This window comes from Mycobacterium sp. 050134, assembly GCF_036409085.1.
In the GTDB taxonomy this organism is placed as follows: domain Bacteria; phylum Actinomycetota; class Actinomycetes; order Mycobacteriales; family Mycobacteriaceae; genus Mycobacterium.
Window position 1 is genome coordinate 1 of the sequence record NZ_JAZGLV010000042.1, and the last position, 18,314, is coordinate 18,314.

An 18,314-nucleotide genomic window follows, 5' to 3' on the forward strand; every position below is an offset into this window, starting at 1 on the left:
CGAAGGGGATCGCCAGCCCGGTGAGCTGCTGCAAAGTCAAGATATTAGCCAACGCCGAATACACAATCGTGCTCGGCAAACGCCCCCAATCGACAGGGTCAGGGTCCGTGTATTCAAGTCGCGTTGTACGTGTGGGGCGCCTTCTTGTCCAGCCACTCTCCTCGGCAAGGCCTTCCGGGGTGAGTTCTGTCATCGGCTGGCCTTCCCGTTGGTGGGGTGCGTGACGTGCACCGCATCAAATAAATCCGCGATCCAGGACGAAATAACGGCACAGCACCGCACCCCAATCACCCAATTAAGGATACCGGCCACGCCCCACTTAACCTGAGCACCAAATCAGTTCAGCCCTCGGCACGCGGCTGCCACACGCGTGGTAGCGAACAGAGGCAAGCAAGGCTGCGACCGCGACCAGCGCCGAGACCAACGGGCCGCCCGGTCGCAGCCGGTATCCACCACCGGCGGCATCAGCAGCCTTCGAAGCGCCAGGCCACGGCAGGCAGGGGTGTCATCAGCAGCCAAGAACGTCGGCGGGTCAGCATCCAGCAGTCTGGCCCAGAAGACTTTCGCGGCAGCGTCGAGCTCCTGGGTCGTACCCGGTTAGTCGCGCCTCCGGCAAGGCAATTGCGCGCAAGCAATCCCTTCCGACGAGGCTTGGGCCGGTGTAAGGAGCCGATCATAGCCACCCGCGCCGTCGAGCCGATAGAAGAACGATCAACGATCGCGTCACGCGCTCGCAGCTGCTACCAAGACCGGCGCCTCGGTGTCGGGGCTCGTCGCCGAACCGCGTCGTTATCCAACAAGCACGCGATACCGCCCAGCCAGACGCGGAGAGATTGGTGCCTGTGACGAGCGCAACACAATGCTAGGCTTTCGACGAACCGTTGGACGACTGCGCATTTACTCCTAGCTGACTAGTAAGTACACGAAACGGTTGCTCGTCCATACCGCGATAGTCTTAGAAGATCGAGGCGCATTGGATCAGACTTTAGAAGTCTTAAGCGAATCGCTTTCAACCGAGGTCACGCCTTTGTTGGGAGCTGAGCAACTTTAACCGGGATGCCGGGTCGATCCCGATGAAACTGTCCGCACAAAGCTTGACCGCGGCGCTGTCCCACACTACGGCTGGGCCGGGTCTGTCGCGGATTATGACTCGCTCGCATTCAGCGCCGGGATGGCGTTCGTGGCCGTCCCAGTCAGTTGCCGCCCGCGGAAGTTACGCGAACCATGACCGGGCCAAAGCAGACAAGTGTCGGTCGGAAGGAGCGCCATTAGATGCAACCGCCTATTCAAGCCGCGATGATCATCCTAAATTTGGGTGCCTTGGGATCGCAATTCGTTGGTCTCGACGATGGTGGATTCGCCGATGGTGAGTACTTATCGAGCACGACGATGAGTACGAACGCAGATGGATTAGCCGCGTTGGGCGCTTTCGTAAGCCCGGAAATTCAAACAAAGATAGTGGCTTCAAAGACGGGACTAGGATTTATCGACGACGACTACTTCCAAGACGAAAAAAAATCTTCAGCCACTGCGGCCAGCGCCATTCTTTGGGCAATTAGTATAGCCGACGTTCTGGAGTCAACGACCGGCTTCGGTCCGCCTGCCGAGGGCGCTGGCGTGCGAGCCGGGTCGCGAGAATTGTCCGCGCTCATCGACATGCTCCAGGCCGCCCTCCCGGACGACAGGTGGCAGGGCGCGGCAGCCCAAGTGTATGCCGAAGCCTGCGAGGCATTGCAACAGTGTGCTCGCAAGATGGCACAGCTGGACGCCGAGCTGACGGCAGTCGTGACAAATCACGCCGATTGGGTGACTCACATCCGATTGGGCTTCGGCCTGCTCAAGGGTCTCCTCGTCGCCGCCATCGCGGTCGAACTCGCGCTCTTGGCTTGGGTGCCGTTGCCGGCAAACTTCACCGCGGCGCGGGCATTCGGATGGCTTGTCGCTGTGCTGGGGGTAACGGTCGCGGTCGGATTGGTAACTACGTTGTTTGGCCTCTCGTTTCGTCACGCGGCGGAGGCCGATGATTTGGGCAACCAGTACGCCGACCTGACTGCTTGCGCACGGATGGCGCTCGCGATCCCAGCCGACGCGACAACACCCGCGGTTGTGTCGCAGCAGTCATCGGTGTCCAACTTCGAGGAGTTGCCTACCGTCGTGGCGCCGGCTTTTGTGCCAACAGCGGCGCCTGCCACCGTAGGAGTGACAGGGTCAGCGGGTCTGCGGAGCATCGCAGCGCCAAGGCTTGTCTCCTGGGGCGCATCCGGTGAGGTCAACCGTGGGCAGGCCGATCTCACCTATCTCGACACGAAATCAAGGTCTTTCGCTCGGGCCAGAGCCGCCGCGGGAATCAACGCTGCGGCACACAGCGGCTCAGGTTCCCGCGCGGATAAGCCAGTGACCGCGTCCGCCGTGTCAGCGCCCACGCCGGCATCCGCCGCCGACGCTGATGATCAACAGCACACCATCCAAGAGGAGGCACGTGCCGGTTTAAGAAGCGCGCAGCGGCATGCAACGCTGCCTGGGGGAAGGAGAGCGACTTCCCGAGAAGGCATTCCGCTGTGACGATTGTTCGCAGTCACGATCGCTAACGGTTGTGCGGGATTGAGTTCCCGCCGCAATCAGCAAGTGGCCGGCCGAGAGTAGGCACACGGCATGCATCCCCTCGCTCAAGCCGGATTTATCATCGTGGATCTGGGCGACGACTCAGCGACGCCAGCTTCGAGACCGGTGCGCAGGCCCCCCGGGGACAAGACGTTCCCGGCAGGGCCGTGGTCCTTGGGGCTCGAGCCACGCTGGCCGGGATGCTCGCAACCCCGTCACCACCGTGACGAACCATCCGCCTTGATGATCACGTCGACGACAACCGAACTGATCGCGGTCGCCTTGAGCCAGCGCCCGATCGCAATGCCTACCAAAGAAACTCGGCCAGCATGTGACTTGCCTCGCACGTTCTGCGGTCCTGCCCACGGCTAGGATAAAAGAGCCCGCTCGTCGACGAGATCGGTTGTGTTAGGGGCGTCGATGGCCGTGCTCTGGTCGTGGCCACATTGAGGCTAGAAGGGCCGGGGACTTGAACCCATTCCGTTTGATCGCAGATGGCGTTCGGATCATCGTCGCTCTGGGTAACCTCGGTGAGCATGTCAACAACCTCGTCACCGGTAAGTTCGCCGATGTCGAACTAGCCCTCGCGGATCTCGGTAGTATCGCGGGGAGTCTTGGGATTGCTGCGAAGCTGGGCGGCAAACAAGCCGCCCTATTCAATGGTGTCTTGGGCGGTGCGGAGATCATCGCCTGGGCGATTACGCTTGTCGAACTGCTAGAGCAAACGACTGGATTCGAGACTCCCGAAGACGGGCATAGCCTCGAGCAGGGTGCGGGCGAGTGCACCAGAGTCGGTGAGCAGTTGAGGTTAGCCCGCCCTGACGGCCGGTGGCAGGGTTCGGGGTCAAACGCCTATTCCAGCCAAAACGCCAACCAACGAGACCGCGCGCGCGAGCTGGCGACGCTGGACCTCCGACTCGCAGACATTGTTAGCGATCAGTCCAAATGGGTCAGCCATACCCGCCTCTCCCTGGCGGCGGTGAAGGACGGGCTTGTCGCGGCGATGATAGTCGCGCTGGCCCTGGAGACCTACGTCCGTTCCAACCCCGGGGAGGCCTTCGCCATCAGCAAAGCCTTCAGCGTTGCCGGCTTGTCTAGCCCTGGCAACAACGCATTCAACGCGGCCCAGGCCACCCTGGCCCATCACGTCCCCGGCACGCACGCCCAAACCGCCGCCTCGGATACCGCCGCCGCAAAGGCGATCGCGACAACCTTGTCGATGTGGTTTCAACTTTCGGTTTGCACCGCTGCGCTCGTCGCTGCCTCAGGCGTTCTTACCGACTTGGCCGCGTTTAGGTCGCGCGACAACGCGGGCAAGGTGCGTGATGTGATCGCTCAATACGAAGCTCTGGCCTCGAACGCGGCGACCGGTGTCTGAATCGCCCCGGCATTGGGTTTGATGCACACCTTCTTTCGAGGGAAGGTTGTGCACATCATGCTGAGGAAATGCGACGAGGAGTTCGAGGCCGGGGCGGTGCGGTTGGTCACCGACCATGCCGAGGAGTACGACACCCGCACGGCCCGTATTACCGCGGCTGCGAAGCGGTTGGGAGTGTCCTACGAATCGCTGCGCCGGTGGGTCAACCAGGCCGAGGTCGAGGCCGGAGTCTGCGACGGGTGTCCACCGATACCGTACGGGAGTTGCGCGAACTCAAGCGCAAAAACCGTGAGCTTAAAGAAACCATCGAAATCCTCAAGGCGGCAACAACTTTCTTCGTGCGGAGAGCGACCCGCGACAGCGCTGATCCGTGTGTTCATCGGCGAGCATCGCGCTTGGTTCGGGGTCGCTTCGATCTGCCGCGTGCGTTCTGAGCACGGCGTCACGATTGCCCCGAGAACCTTCTACGCCTGGCTGGCTCGGCCCCCGTCGGCACGGACCCTGTGGGATAACTAGCGCCGCGTCGGCCGGTCAAACAGAACGGCATTCGCGGAAGAGTAAACCCGACCTCCCCTCGTCGGCTTACACTGCATCGGTCGGTTTTGCCGCCACCGAGCCGGCCCAGGGGTCGACTAACGCGGGGCGAATCGCCTACCCGACACCGTCGACGCCAGCCCCGACAGCGCACGTCGTAACAGGGGACGCTTTCACGTCCCGCCTATCCGGTGATTTGTGGCATAACTCCTGACGCGCTACCCTCTGCGCGCCGGATCGGGGCCGGTGGCGCCGTCACCGCGAATTTTGGCGCATCCGGGCCGCGTGACCTCGATTAGGCTTATTAGCCATGAAGTCTGGCGTCCTGCAGCGCTCGGATGAAATATGCCGACTGCTGGCCGCCATCGATTCCTCATGCGAGGGGAGTTAGGTGATGGGCATCGAGAGGCCAACCGGCCCGTATGCCGGGCAGATGCTCGATCCTGATGCATGGCCAGAGGTCGACGAAGATACCTTTTACGATCGAGCGCAGCAGTATACGCAGGTCTTGCATGAGCTCACTACGGTCCTAGAAGCTTGTCAGCATCAGTCCAACCAGGTTTTCAACGGCGGCATCTGGTCGGGCGGGGCCGCCAATGCTGCCCGGGGCGAGATCGAAACGATTGTCGGTGAACTGGACAACCTGCAAAGCGACTTGGCCACGGTAATTACCTGGCACCGCCAGACCGCCCAGGCGGTAGCACATGCCAAGTCCATCGTCGGCGACAACGTTGAGGCTGCCCAAAAGCAGATCATCGATCTCGAGAATGATTCAGAATTGGACGCCTCGGAGCGAGCTGCGGCAATCAAGTCGACGGTCACTGTCACGTATGCAGCGAACGTCCGCGTAGTGGCTGATGCTGCACGGCAAATAGACGAGAGCAGATCGTGGCGAGCTCCACGGAATGCACTGCAGGAGCTACTCGACCAGAAGACTCCACCATCAAACCCATCGCCGGAAGCGCCTCCCGCTTCTCCGACCCGTCCTGAAACGGACGAGCGTCCGGATACCGACTCGCCGGCGCAAACGATCTCCCCGACTGCGCCGGTAAGGCCGTCGCAGCCGACGCCCGGTGGGTCGCAGTCAAATGGCGTTGTACCACCAACTCAGGGACCTGCGGGCGGCCAAGTCCGGCCCGGGCCGAGTCCCAATGGACCTGGTCTTGGGATGCCTGCGGCCACGGGTGGTGCGCCGGCAGCTCCGTTGAGTCCGGCAGCATCCGCGAAACCAATCACCACGGCCGGTACTAGCAAGGGAATGACGCCCGCTTCGCTATCGGTGGCCTCGCGCACCGACGAGTCGGCTTCACCGGCAAACCCGTCTCCAGCTCTTGGCGTCCCCGCATCGGCCATGGCGCCCGACGGCTTGAGCAGCGGTCGCGCGGCTGCAGGCGCGGTTGCTCCCGCTAGCAGAAAGCCGTCCAGCGCGCCGAGTGCGTCGCCGAACGTACGGCCGACAGCCGGGGGCAACAAAAAGCAAGCGGGTTCCGGCGCGTCCGCGCACGGTCACGGCGACACATCGAATGTTGTTGTGGTGCCACCAGTCATCCCGGTCTCGGCGTCGAGGGTTCGACGCGATCTCGTCGCCGAAGCCGCGACTGCTGAGGCTGCGCGTCGCGCCGGTCCTGATCCGGTTCGAGTGGCGCGGCGGATTGCCGCGGCTTTGAACGCGCCCGGCAGCCCCGGGGCCCGCGACCTCGGGTTCTTCTGGGTTACCGCGGTGACGACCAGTGGCGCAATCGTGCTGGCCAACAGTTATGGGCTGGCCTACATCCCGGAAGGTGTGCAGCTGCCTGAGGGTGTAGAGCTTGCCACTGCAGACGACGCGATCGCCATTTCGGAGCGGGCGCGTTGGGCCACCTACCCAGTGATGGCCGTTCAGGGTTGGGCGGCTCACCGCAATGTAGAGCTACGCGCGGTTATCGGGACCGAAGAGCAACTGGCAAATTCTGATTCGGGCGCCGTCAAAATTCTGCTGGAACCGGAGGACATCCCCGATAGCGGCGCAATTGTCGGTCGCTCTCGACTTGAAATTGTCGATCCGGAGGCGGCGATTCGGTTGGTAGCTACCGCTGATTCTGAATTGAACGGCTTACTGCCACCGCCGCCGGCAAGGGCCGGCATCAAATCCGATGCGCTGGCTTCCGAGCGGGCAGCGGACGCGACTGAGAAGGGGCGCGGAGGGCGCGACGCCGAGCCGTCTGACGATCGACGTCCCCTCTTGTGGTTCGACGTAATGAAACCCCTGAGCAGCCGTGCCAGTGGACGTCGAGTGGCACATCTGCGGGCGTTTCACCGCTATGCCGTTGACGCGCAGGAAGTGAGCCTCAGCCAAGCCCATTCCGCGATCGAACCGACGGCGCAACGCGCTGCCATCGCGGACTGGCTGTACTGGACCAAACTCGGTGAATTACACGGTGCCGCGCTGCAGGAGCAACGACCGAAGCTCTCGCGGATCACGCGCGACTTCAGTTGAGGCTCAATAGGTTGTCAAACCGTGCATTGGCGGTATCGCCAACCGCCGGCTGCGCTCCGGCAGCGATTTCCGCACGAGAACTGCTGCGCTAACGCTTCTTTGGCGCCTCGGCTGATGCTGGCAACGACGGTCGGTACGAACCAGAGCATCACCCTGGCGAGGCTGTGAACTGGGTAACTCTGCGGTGGTGCTGCTTGCCGAAATCGTTGACAGAACTCGATTTTCGGGCTCCGCCAAGCTGGCCCGCCGCACGGGCGGCGTTCCAATGCCGGTCTACGTGCCGAACGAAGAATGTCGCCAATTCAGTGGGGAGCAAACCGTGGCTTCGAAGCGTTCTTTGGGTAGCAGCTGTAGATCAGATGCGCTTCAGATGGGTGACCAAACAACTTGTCGGACACCAGGAGCCGGCCGAACGTGCACGCGCCGCCTAACGCAGCATCAAGCGTCTGCTGCGTTAGTACTTCCCTAATGGCCCGGCCCGTCGCTCGACTGCCCAGGAGGCCGAGGGTCGGTGCCTGCAAGGACATCATCGCGCGAAAAACATCGGTCACCCCGTGGCGCCGGGGCTGCCGAATATCAGCCCACCGCTGCCGCCCGCGCCCCCAAGCCCGTCGATTCCCGGAAAGCCGCCGGTCCCCGAGCCGGTGCCGGCTTTGCCGCCGCTGCCGCCGACGCCCCCGCCGCCAATGAACCGAGCGCTGCCTCCGCTGCCTCCAGTGCCGCCATTGCCGCCGCCCAGGCCGCTGCCGCTGTTGTTGCCGGCGCCCCCATCACCGCCGCCGCCGCCATCGCCGTATAGCCAGCCACCGGCTCCGCCCACACCGCCGGATCCGCCAGCCCCGCCGACGGTGCCGCTGCTCGTCGTGCCTGAGTTAGGACCGCCCGAGCCGCCAACGCCTCCGTGTCCGCCGGCGCCGAACAAGCCGGCAGTGCCGCCGGTCCCGCCGGCTCCGCCGGCACCACCGCTGCTGGGACTTGGCGAACCGGTACCCCCGCCCGCGCCGCCGTTGCCGCCACTACCGGCGATGCCCTGGAGCAGCCCAGCGGCGCCCCCTGCGCCACCGGCACCCCCGACGCCGCCGTTGCCACCGAGATTGCCGCTCATGCCGCCGCTGCCGCCCTTGCCGGCGCCGCCGCCGTTGCCCCACAGTCCAGCGTCGCCACCGCTGCCGCCAGTGCCGCCGTTCATGCCGTTTGCATAGGAGGCGGATCCGCCGGAGATCCCGTTTCCGCCGGTTCCGCCATGACCGCCGTCACCGAACAGCAAGCCGCCGTGACCGCCGAAGCCGCCGGACCCACCGGCGCCGCCAGACCCACCGGTCCCGCCGTTGCCCCATAGTCCGGCCGCTCCACCGGCACCGCCCGACACGCCGGTACTGGTGCTGTTGCCGCCGTTGCCGCCGTTGCCGAACAAAATCCCGCCCGGCTTGCCCGGCTGTCCGACGCCGTTCACGGTGCCGCCATCGGCGCCGTTGCCAATCAAAGGACGCCCGAACACCGCCTCGGTGGGCGCATTGACCGCATTGAGCAGACTTTGCTCGACGTTCTGGGCCTCGGTGTTCAGATACTGTGCAGCGCTGCCGTTCATCAGTTCGACGAACTGTTGGTGGAAGAGCGTCGCTTGGGCACTCAGAGCTTGATACGCCTGAGCGTGCGCGCCGAACAACCCGGCCACGGCCACCGATATTTCGTCGGCGCCGGCAGCCAACACTCCGGCAGTCGGCGCTGCCGCAGCCGCATTGGCTTCGCTGATCAGCGAACCGATACTTGCCACATCACCTGCGGCCGCGCTCATGATCTCTGGTACCGCGATCAGGTACGACATCACTACCTCTTCCTAGGTCCCTACGGACCTGGGCACAGCGATATCCTATGATCGATCGAACCACCCTAGAGCGCAAATTAACTCGGCCACCACTGTGCGTGCGCTCCCCGCCGATTACCGCGGTGCTGGTTTCGAGCGCACTATGTGACCGTTCCAACCAATCAGTTGCGTAGCCGGACGGCGGGGCCGACGTTAGTCTGTAGCCCAGCGATGCGCGTTTGGTCGTTGGTCAGTGAAGGCGGCATATCTTGGCGTCCGTACCGGTCAACCGAAAGTGGTGAGCATGTCCTACCTGGTTGCGAGTCCCGACTTACTGGCAGTAGCAGCAACAGATTTGATGCGCATCGGCTCGGGTTTGGACGCGGCACATTTGGCTGCGGCGGTTCCGATAGCACAGGTGGTGCCCGCCGCCGCTGATCAGGTTTCGGAGGCCATTGCCGAACTCTTCTCTGGGCATGGACAGGCTTACCAAGCGCTGAGGGCCCAAGTGGCCTTATTTGAGCAAGATTTCGTCCAGACGCTGAGCGGCGCCGGACGATTATATGCGGCAGCCGAGGCGACCAATAACTCTTCGCTGCAGAGCGTCGAGGAAAACCTGCTGGGCCTGATCAATGCGCCCACCAATGCCTTGCTGGGTCGCCCGCTCATTGGAGACGGCACTAACGGCGCGCCTGGAACAGGTCAGAACGGCGGTGCGGGTGGCCTCCTCTTCGGCAACGGTGGGGCAGGCGGCTCGGGCGCGTCCGGGCAAGCCGGCGGTGCCGGCGGGGATGCCGGTTTGCTGGGCACGGGCGGCGCCGGCGGGACGGGTGGGGTTGGCGCGTCGGGCGGCCGCGGCGGCAGTGGCGGCTGGCTGTTCGGTAGTGGTGGTACCGGTGGTGCGGGGGGCGTGGGCGGCGCCGGCGGCGCGGGCGGCAATGCGCTGTTGTTCGGCAACGGCGGGTCCGGCGGTGTGGGCGGCGCCGGCTCGGCGGGCACTGGCGGTACGCCAGGTAGCGCGGGCACCCCGCTGTCGGTGAACGGCACTAGCGGCGGAACTGGCGGCACCGGCGGTGCCGCCGGCAACGGTGGGGCTGGTGGTAACGGTGGGCTTCTGTTCGGTGACGGCGGAAGCGGCGGCACGGGCGGGATCGGCGGCGCCGGCGGCGCTGGCGGGGGTGGCGGCGCGGGCGGGCAAACGGCCGCTGGGGCCACCGGCAACGGCGGCGACGGCGGCAACGGCGGATCCGGTGGCGCCGGTGGGCAAGGCGGGCAAGGGGGACACGGCTCGGCCTACTTCGGCCATTCCGGCGCCGATGGCGACAGTGGCAGCGGTGGGGCGGGCGGCGACGGCGGCAAGGGCGGTCATGGCGCCGACGGACCCCCGGTTACAAACACGGCGGCCGCGGGCCAAGCGGGTGGCCAGGGCGGTAACGGCGGCGTCGGCGGTAATGGCGGGGCCGGCGGAGCGGCCACGGGCACGGGCAAAGCTGGCGCGGGCGGCGCGGCCGGCGCCGGCGCTGACGGAGGCACGGGTGGCCACGGCGGATTCCAGAGCGCCCACATCGGCGGCAATGGTGGGGCCGGTGGGGCCGGCGGGGCCGGCGGGGCCGGCGGGGTCGGGGGCGTTGGTGGCACATCCAGTGGGCCCACCGAGGCGGGTAGTGGCGGCGCTGGCGGCGCCGGCGGCAAGGGAGGTTTCGCGGGGAACGGCGGTGACGTCAGCCAGAGCGGCTCCCTGAGTAACCTCGAAGGCGTGGGCGGCATCGGCGGTGTGGGCGGTGCCGGCGGTCAGGGCGGCAGCGGCGGGCTCGGCGGTACCGCGCTGGGTTCCGGCAACGCCGGTCCCGGCGGCCTCGCCGGCAACGGCGGCACCGGCGGCGACGGAGGATCCGGCGGTCTGGGCGGCGTCGGAGGCGGGAAGGGCGGCGATGGCATCGGCGGTAATGGCGGTGCCGCCGGCAATGGCGGCACCGGCGGGGCGGGCGGCATCGGTGGGGTCGGTGGTACCGCGATGGGAACGGGTAACGGCGGTGACGGGGGTGCGGCCGGCAACGGTGCCGGCGGCGGTAACGGTGGCACCGGAGGTACGGGCGGTGACGGTGTCCCGAGCGGCGACGGCGGTAACGGCGGCAGCGGCGGTGCCGGTGCGACCGGCGGAACGGGCGGGGCCGGGGGTGATGCCACCGGTGGTGGTAAGGGCGGCGACGGCGGCGTCGGCGGCACCGGAGGGACCGGCGGCGCCTTAGGTCCCGGAGGCTCCGGCGCGACTGCTGGAACCCCTGGTGGACCCGGCGCGCCCGGCGGTCCGGGCAATGGCGGCGCGGGCGGGACGCCCGGTGGTGCCTCTGGTCGTCCTGGAGCGCCGTGAGGCACAGCCAGCTAACAGGAGCGCATCTGGCGGCCGTGATCGCTGTGCTGACCTCGGCGAGCGTCGCTGTGTACGAAGGCCTTTCGGGCGGCGTCGTGAGGACCGTCGAGAGACGGGTTGGCTGCTTTTCGCGGTGTTAGCGTATTAGCCGTGTCGACTCCCCCGTTAATGGCACCCGCACCGCCTCCTGCGTGGCAGCGACCTGGCAGGTTGCCGAGCGCGATGATTCTCCTGGCTCTGGCTGCTGTGGTGAGTGCCGGAGAATTGGCTGCACTGTGGGTCCCGTTCGGCCTCGGGCTTTCCACACCGTATGAGGGGGACTGTCTGGAGAAGCGGTCGCAGTGTTTCGCACAGGTGGCTTCGCTGCTAAGTCATGGCAGTGTTCCGGGTTGGACCGGTTCGGCGGCCGGGGCGTATTCCGACATTGTGGGGCAATTGATCTCCGCGGCCGGCGAGCTGGCAAAGCATGACGCCAAGGTCGCGAACCTCGTCAAGGACCAGGCCGCGATGGTCGGAGAAGCGCAACTTGGACTTACAGTCGAGCAAGATGTTTTGATCGCCGCTCTGCCCTTGATACTGGCTCTCGAATGTAAACCGCAGTGTATGCCAATCGCTTACGGTGTCGCTTTGCTGCTTGCGGGTGCTGCGATAGGAGGTGCTATTACCCTTCTCATCAGGTGTTTAGCGGAGGCTACCAACGTCCAGAAGTCGGTGGATCAGATGGGCTACCAAGTCCCGTCGTTTCCAACTTTGGACAGCGCGATCGGCCCTGGGATTACCACCGGTGTCCAGATTGGCCGTGTCGGGATGGAGTCTGATGAGGCTGGCCGCTATTCGGGCTTCGTTGCTGGTGGGGACGTGACCGCAACAGCTTCGATGTCGCGACGGGTTGGTGCGGGGTTGGCTGCGGTTGAGAGTTCAGGCGTTGACGTGAGGCGGGCTGGGGTGGTTGGTGCGGCGTGCGGGCCGAGACTGTCGGGCCGGTCGGCGAACGGTGTAGAGGCGGGGGCTTCGTTGCGTGACCATTCTCCTGTGCGCGGCCCGCGTACGGCCTCGGTTCGTGACGGCTCTGCTGGTTCTGCGCACGTGGCGGGGGCGGCCGGGGTGTCGAGTGGGAAGCGTGCGCCTGTTAATGCCGGGTTGGCGGCGGCCTTGGGCGATGCGGATTCGTGCGGTGAGGATCTGGTGCGTGCATGAGTGAGGACGTGAAGAGTTCGTTGATGGCCGAAGTGACCTCGAACCGGGCAGCTGGAGGAAGCCGCTAAGGATTTGCGGCAAGCGGCCGAGGAGGCGGCTCAACGGGTGAAGGCGACCGAAGAGGCCGACTTACGGAGCGATCAACGCTGTGTGACCATCCGACAGTTTCGGCTCGGGCGGATCGGTGACTGTCCGGTCATTCGCCGTAGATGCCTCCCGTTCTGGCAGAGGTATTTCACGTGAGCGGCCGAGTCGCCAACGTGAAAGGCGGGAAAACGACCGCGTTCAATGTGGCTGCATCGTCTCGCAACAACCCGGGTCGGCGGGTCGAATTTGACTTACTTCGGCCCGCTTTCGAAGATGACGTGGCGGAGGTGCTAGGCCGCGCCATTGTAGCGGCGCCTCAGAAGCGCTATGGACAACCATTGGTTGGTGCGTTTCGGCGCGATTTCTAATTGGGAAGTGCTGTGGGTAGCTTAAACTAGCACGTGGTGCGGGCGGTCGCTGACTGCTCGCATGCGAGCCGGGAGAAGGTGGAACCATTGTCGATTTTCGCGAAAGCCGCCAGCATTATCGCTAGCTTATCCGGCCTGGCTCAAGAAGGTGCCGGTTTAGGCGTCGATGCGAGCGGAATAAGCGAGAGGCCGCGCGGTGTTGAAGGGCTTACGTCTCTCGCTCTCAATGGCAGTGGCGATCTTGGCGCGTTCTTCGTCGGCAACTTCGGCATGATGACGGCGGATAGTTTCACCCATGAGTATTTGAGAAATTCCGTCGATTTCGGCGACGACAAAGCGCGGCAACGGCTTTATAATTTGGCAAACGAGATAGAGTCGGCCGAGCGTGGTCTCCTGCTCACCGCTCGCACCCTCAACGCCGTTCAGTTGTTGGAGCTAACGATCGGGTTCGCAGCACCATTTGAGGGAGCCAGCGTCAGAACTGGAGCACGGACAATTAGGGCGCTCTCAGAGAGCCTGGCATCTACGCTTCCGGACGAGAGATGGCTAGGTACCGCGTCGGAAAACTATGCCAAGGCCCACATCGGACTACAAGTAGCCGCGCTATCGATGGCGAAACTGGATGACCAGTTGGCGGACGTCGTAAAAGATCACGCTGATTGGGTCAATCACACGCACCTTGTGTTAGGCATTCTCAAAAACCTCCTGACGGCGGCGATCTTTATCGAACTGGCCCTAATCTTTGCAGTGGACGGCGGTGTGGCCACTGCCCGATTGTTTGCAATCACGGTATGCACGCTTGGCCTCGCAGCCGCCGTCGGTTTCATCTTAAATCTGTGGTACCAATCATTCGGGAACAAATTAAAGGCCGCCGCCATCACGGATCAGTACATGCAATTGGCTGTGGACGTGGTGTCGTCAGATGTAGCGGCCGGGGCTGCGTCGCCACAGGGGCGGTCGGCAATGGCGAGTTTGGGAGCCGTTCTAGGCAGACCGAATGCGATGCGGGGTGGCCGGGTTTCGGCGTTACCAGCAACGCCGCGCGGGTACGAAGGCGCTTCCCCGGGCACTGCTGCGTTGCTCGCCGCCGATGACGAGTGCCCTGAGAAAGCGCAAGACTCACCGCACACGACGAGGGTCGCGTTCGGTTCCACACGCCCTGCATCGATGCCATCGCCGGATCGAGTTGCAATGAGCTGTGGGAGCGCTGGGAAGTCATCCTACGGCGGCGTGCCCGTGCCGGGGAACCACAATAAGGAGCAGGGCGGTAAGCCCGAGAGCTGGTACGACAGACCGCTGTCAAGGACGGCGTGCTCTCCAACCAGCACCGGCATGGGTCTGACGAGGATAGTCCCAAGACTTCAGTAGTGCGTCCCCTCTGTTGAGCGGATGCCCGGTCGGTGGGCGCGCTTGCCAGCGGCGCATTCGCTCGCCGGCGACCTGTCACAGCGCACAGTCCCACGTGTGGTTTTCAGTAAGGCTTCGTTCACCTCGGCTGACCGCGCTCACTGAAATTCCCCACTGATGCTCATCGAATCGAACTCCTCACCCGTGTGGCTCCGCCGAGATGGGCGTACGGGTATGCCAGCGGTGATACGTCGCTTCCGGGACACGCCAGCTCGCGGCACACGCCGCTTACCAACAGCTCATCGCCGCCTACGCCCACCCCGACCGGCGCCGCGGCAAGACCATGATGACCGCGATCGTCACCCACACTGCGCCGCGGCGTGCCACCGTCTTGCAGGAACTGGCTCAGCTCGGTCGCACCTTGTGGCGCCGCCGCGCCGACGTGCTCCTGAGTTTGGACATGGCAGCCGAATTCTCTGAAACGCAACATCGTGACCAGCGGATTCATGAGCAATCGGAGCGAGTCGGGGTACTAAACGGGCCATCTGGCGCGCGCCGATCGACGCCACCTCGCGGGGCGAATCACATCTCACTATTTGAATACTGCTGTATCGCAGTCGATTTCGAAGCTCGGATGATTTGACTGGCGGTTGCGTAGCACCCGGCGGTACATGTCACGAGTGGGATCGGCGCACGTTCCCCGGTCAACGAACGGATGAACGTCGCAGGTCAGCGACCTATGCCAGTCCACGCCGCGCCGCCCAAACACCCAGATCGAGGACACTAAGCCAAATGTCCTAACTCAGCAAAGCGGCGCCGTTGGCGCGCCGTGGTTGGTGAAGATTCGGCAGTGGTCACCTGTTGTGCTCACCTCGGGCGCGGCGGGATCATTATTTGTGTTCGTCGTGGTGGTCCCCGCAAAGACCTTGGTGCTTTGAGTCTGTAAGTCAGCATGGTGGCGGAGGGCTTCCACGGGAACCGTGGATTGGTGCCTTGAGCCCGTGCGTCAGACTTCCGACTCTCCTGCCCTCCCCACGACGGAGACCTTCGATTGTGGGTTATCAGAGAAGGGAGCGGCGCCGTGGACGTGATTCATCCGCGCTGCGCGGGCCTGGACATTTCCAAGAAGGACGCCAAAGCCTGCGTCCGAATCAACGGCGCCGGACGCCGAAAGACCACCGAAACGGTCTCCACGTTCGGGGCGACCACCCGACAGATCATGGCGCTGCGGGATCACCTTGCCGCGCAAGAAGGTTACGTGCGTGGTGATGGAAGCCACCGGCGACTACTGGAAGCCGTTCTATTACCTGCTGGAGAACCTGGCCGGCGTAGAGGTGATGCTGGTCAACGCCCGCCACGTCAAGAACCTGCCGGGCCGCAAAACCGATGTCGCTGACGCCACCTGGTTGGCGCAGCTCGGCGCCCACGGCCTGGTCCGGGGGTCGTTCGTCCCGCCCGAGCCGATCCGGCAGCTGCGCGATCTGACCCGCACCCGCACCGCCGTCACGCGGGAACGCACCCGCGAGATCCAGCGGTTGGAGAAACTCCTCGAGGACGCCGGGATCAAACTGTCCTCGGTCGCCGCCGATCTCAACGGCGCCTCCTCACGGGCGATGCTGGAAGCCCTGCTCGCCGGCGAAACCGATCCGGCGGCCATGGCCGATCTCGCCAAGAAACAATTGCGGAGGAAAATCCCGCAGCTCACAGAAGCTCTCTACGGTCGGTTCAGTGCCCATCACGCGTTTCTGACTCGGATGCATCTGGACCTGATCGACCAGCACACCGCGGCCATCGAGGCGCTCACCGACCGAATCGAGGTGGTGATGGAACCCTTTCGCCGTTTCCGCGACCTGATCTGCACCATCCCCGGCATCGGCGGATTCACCGCCGACGTCGTCGTCGCCGAGACCGGCGCCGACATGACTAGATTCCGCACCGCCCAACACCTCGCGTCGTGGGCGGGCACACCCCGGGCAACAACGAATCAGCCGGCAAGGTCAAATCACGGCGCACCCGACCAGGCAATCCATACCTGCAAGGAGCACTGGGCACTGCTGCGATGTCGATCTCGCACACCCGCGACACCTACCTGGCTGCCAAGTACCGCCGGATCGCTGCTCGTCGCGGCCCGCTGAGAGCCAACGTCGCCATTCAACGCGCACTGCTCGTCGCGATCTGGAACCTTGCCACCACCAACACCGCCTACCACGATCCCGGTGGGGACTACTTCACCCGCCTCAACCCGCACAAAGCGCGCAGCAACGCCGTGCGTCAACTCCAAGCCATGGGCTACCACGTCACCCTCGAGCAGGCATCCTGACCGAGCCACCCACCCCGCCAGCACATCTCACGTCAATCTTCTCGTCAGGTCTTACAGGAACTGGCTCAGCTCGGTCGCACCCTGTGGCGCCGCCGCGCCGACGTGCTGGCCTACTTCGACCACGACGCCTCCAACGGCCCCACCGAAGCCATCAACGGCCGCCTTGAAGCACTACGCCGCAACGCCCTGGGATTTAGAAACCTCACCCACTACCGACTGCGCTCACTACTACACTGCGGCAACCTCGCCCAACGCATTGATGCGCTCTAATTTCGGGAGTCGGCGGATCGCATTTGATTGGGCGCATCTTGGGACCGTCGAGAGGCGGGGTTGGCGGCTCCGATGAGATTTGGTGCAGTGAGCGGCTTTTCGGCGTGGTATCGTCTTGCGATGCCTGGTGTCTTTGCACCTCCCGCTGGAGCACCCCCCGCCGGAGTACCCGCAATGCTCCCTGTCTGGCAGCGGCCTGGCAGGTTGCCGAGCGCGATCGTTCTTCTGGCTATGGCCACTTTGGTGGGCGCCGAGGAATTGGCTGGGCTGTCGATCCCGGGCGACGTCGGTCAGTGGGGCGGATTGCTTCCCGGTCCGTATGGCGGGGACTGTCTTGAGAAGCGGTCGCAGCGCTTCACACAAGTGGCTTCGCTCCTAAGCGATGCTGGTGTTCCTGGTTGGACCGGTTCGGCGGCTAAGGCGTATTCCGACGTTTTGGGGCAATTGATCTCCGCGACGGGCGAGCTTGCAAAGAATGATGCCAAGTTAGCCGACTTCGTCAAAGACCAGGCCGAGGCGGTCGGGGAAGCGCAACTCGGAATTGCAATCGAACAAGATGTCTTGGTCGCCGCTCAGGCAGTGGTATTTGCTATGGAATGTAAGCCCGCGATGTTGACGGCAGCTTACTACGTTGCTGTTTTGCTTGCGACTGTTTCGGTAGGCGCTGCCATTGTCCTTCTCATGTGGTGTTTACTGACATCTGCCAGCGTCGCGGGAGGGGCGAAGCGGCTGCCCTACAACGTCGAAGCGTGGTCACTTCCAGTCATCGCGATGCACTCTGCGTTCGCTACCGGTGCCCAGGCTAGTCCTGTCGGGGCGGAGTCCGACTGTGCTGGCAGCTATTCGGGCTCGGTTGTTGGTGCGGATGTGAACGTAACAGCTTCGACGTCGCGTCGTGTTAGTGCGGGGCTGCCCGCGTTTGATAGTCCAGGCGTTGGTGTTGGGCGTACCAGGGTGGTTGGTGCGATGTGCGGGCCGGGGCCGTCGGGCCGGTCGGCGAACCGTCCGGAGGTGGGGGGTTCGTTCCGCGACCGTTCCCCCGTGCGCGGCTCACGTGCGGCCGCGGTTCGTGACGGGTCTTCTGTTTCTGTGCGCCTGGCGGGGGCGGCTGAGACGTCGAGTAGCCAGCGTGCGCCCGTTGATGCCGGGTTAGCGGTGGTGGTGGGTAATGCCGATTCGTGCTCTGAGGAGCCGGTGCGTTCACGAACACAGACGTAAGCCCCAGTTGGGCCGTTTGCTCTAGTTAGACTAGTGAGGAATTTCAGCGAGCGCGGTCAACACGCGATGACCTTCATTCATTCGGCTATGACGCGCCGAGCATCCTGGTCAGGCTGGTCAGGCTGGTCAGGCTGGTCAGGCTGGTCAGGCTGGTCAGGCTGGTCAGGCTGGTCAGGCTGGGCACGGGCACCACTCTGCTGGACGCACCCACGAAAATTGGTGCGCCGAGCGGGCTTTGCAGGGTGTTAGCGTATTAGCCGTGACCGCGCGTTCAATTTCCGCTGCGCTTTCTGGCTGGCAGCGGCCTGGCAGATTGCCGAGCGCGATGGTGCTCGCGGGTATA

General features: G+C 64.3%; 10 protein-coding genes and 3 pseudogenes. 10 read left to right on the top strand and 3 right to left on the bottom strand.

What is annotated here, in order from left to right; translation table 11 throughout:
* Positions 1-193 (bottom strand): hypothetical protein (locus SKC42_RS27025; RefSeq protein ID WP_330967304.1); only part of this gene is annotated, 193 nt, incomplete at its 3' end.
* Positions 194-1,272: 1,079 nt separating this feature from the next.
* Here SKC42_RS27025 and SKC42_RS27030 point away from each other — a divergent pair.
* The 4 genes from SKC42_RS27030 to SKC42_RS27045 all read left to right on the top strand — a co-directional run bounded on the left by SKC42_RS27030 (position 1,273) and on the right by SKC42_RS27045 (position 6,989).
* Positions 1,273-2,562 (top strand): EspA/EspE family type VII secretion system effector, encoded by a 1,290-nt coding sequence (locus SKC42_RS27030; protein WP_330967305.1) that lies wholly within the window; start codon positions 1,273-1,275, stop codon positions 2,560-2,562.
* A gap of 508 nt (positions 2,563-3,070) precedes the next feature.
* On the top strand, positions 3,071-3,979 hold the full coding sequence (locus SKC42_RS27035) for an EspA/EspE family type VII secretion system effector (protein WP_330967306.1): 909 nt from the start codon (positions 3,071-3,073) through the stop codon (positions 3,977-3,979).
* Between the two features lie 263 nt (positions 3,980-4,242).
* Positions 4,243-4,413, top strand: coding sequence for a hypothetical protein (locus tag SKC42_RS27040; RefSeq protein WP_330967307.1), 171 nt, complete (start codon positions 4,243-4,245; stop codon positions 4,411-4,413).
* Between the two features lie 494 nt (positions 4,414-4,907).
* Positions 4,908-6,989 (top strand): WXG100 family type VII secretion target, encoded by a 2,082-nt coding sequence (locus SKC42_RS27045; protein WP_330967312.1) that lies wholly within the window; start codon positions 4,908-4,910, stop codon positions 6,987-6,989.
* Positions 6,990-7,539: 550 nt separating this feature from the next.
* On the opposite strand, the pseudogene SKC42_RS27050 reads toward SKC42_RS27045, so the two are convergent.
* Positions 7,540-8,814, bottom strand: a pseudogene (locus tag SKC42_RS27050) (PE family protein); the annotation flags it as partial.
* Between the two features lie 283 nt (positions 8,815-9,097).
* Between SKC42_RS27050 and SKC42_RS27900 the strand changes: the two are divergent.
* The 3 genes from SKC42_RS27900 (at position 9,098) to SKC42_RS27065 (ending at position 14,184) form a co-directional block, all read left to right on the top strand.
* Positions 9,098-11,164, top strand: coding sequence for a PE family protein (locus SKC42_RS27900; protein ID WP_442932281.1), 2,067 nt, complete (start codon positions 9,098-9,100; stop codon positions 11,162-11,164).
* A 222-nt stretch (positions 11,165-11,386) separates the two neighbouring features.
* Positions 11,387-12,361: an EspA/EspE family type VII secretion system effector gene (locus SKC42_RS27060; protein ID WP_330967308.1), complete on the top strand. Its 975-nt coding sequence runs from the start codon at positions 11,387-11,389 to the stop codon at positions 12,359-12,361.
* 542 nt (positions 12,362-12,903) lie between these two features.
* A complete protein-coding gene (locus SKC42_RS27065) occupies positions 12,904-14,184 on the top strand; it encodes an EspA/EspE family type VII secretion system effector (RefSeq protein ID WP_330967309.1) in 1,281 nt (426 codons plus the stop codon).
* 160 nt (positions 14,185-14,344) lie between these two features.
* Here SKC42_RS27065 and SKC42_RS27070 read toward each other — a convergent pair whose 3' ends face one another.
* Positions 14,345-14,671: a hypothetical protein gene (locus tag SKC42_RS27070; RefSeq protein WP_330967310.1), complete on the bottom strand. Its 327-nt coding sequence runs from the start codon at positions 14,669-14,671 to the stop codon at positions 14,345-14,347.
* 573 nt (positions 14,672-15,244) lie between these two features.
* Between SKC42_RS27070 and SKC42_RS27075 the strand changes: the two are divergent.
* The 3 genes and pseudogenes from SKC42_RS27075 (at position 15,245) to SKC42_RS27085 (ending at position 17,971) form a co-directional block, all read left to right on the top strand.
* Positions 15,245-16,483 (top strand): annotated as a pseudogene (locus SKC42_RS27075) (IS110 family transposase).
* A 45-nt stretch (positions 16,484-16,528) separates the two neighbouring features.
* A pseudogene (locus SKC42_RS27080) lies at positions 16,529-16,753 on the top strand (transposase); the annotation flags it as partial.
* Positions 16,754-16,984: 231 nt separating this feature from the next.
* The gene (locus tag SKC42_RS27085) at positions 16,985-17,971 is read left to right on the top strand and encodes an EspA/EspE family type VII secretion system effector (RefSeq protein WP_330967311.1); all 987 of its coding nucleotides are present in this window, start codon (positions 16,985-16,987) and stop codon (positions 17,969-17,971) included.
* Positions 17,972-18,314 lie beyond the last annotated feature (343 nt).

Excerpts from the sequence above, each read along its gene's own strand:
- SKC42_RS27030 (WP_330967305.1), top strand. The coding sequence starts at position 1,273 with ATGCAACCGCCTATTCAAGCCGCGATGATCATCCTAAATTTGGGTGCC.
- SKC42_RS27045 (WP_330967312.1), top strand. The coding sequence starts at position 4,908 with ATGGGCATCGAGAGGCCAACCGGCCCGTATGCCGGGCAGATGCTCGAT.
- SKC42_RS27900 (WP_442932281.1), top strand. The coding sequence starts at position 9,098 with ATGTCCTACCTGGTTGCGAGTCCCGACTTACTGGCAGTAGCAGCAACA.
- SKC42_RS27060 (WP_330967308.1), top strand. The coding sequence starts at position 11,387 with ATGATTCTCCTGGCTCTGGCTGCTGTGGTGAGTGCCGGAGAATTGGCT.
- SKC42_RS27070 (WP_330967310.1), bottom strand. The coding sequence starts at position 14,671 with ATGAATCCGCTGGTCACGATGTTGCGTTTCAGAGAATTCGGCTGCCAT.
- SKC42_RS27085 (WP_330967311.1), top strand. The coding sequence starts at position 16,985 with ATGGCCACTTTGGTGGGCGCCGAGGAATTGGCTGGGCTGTCGATCCCG.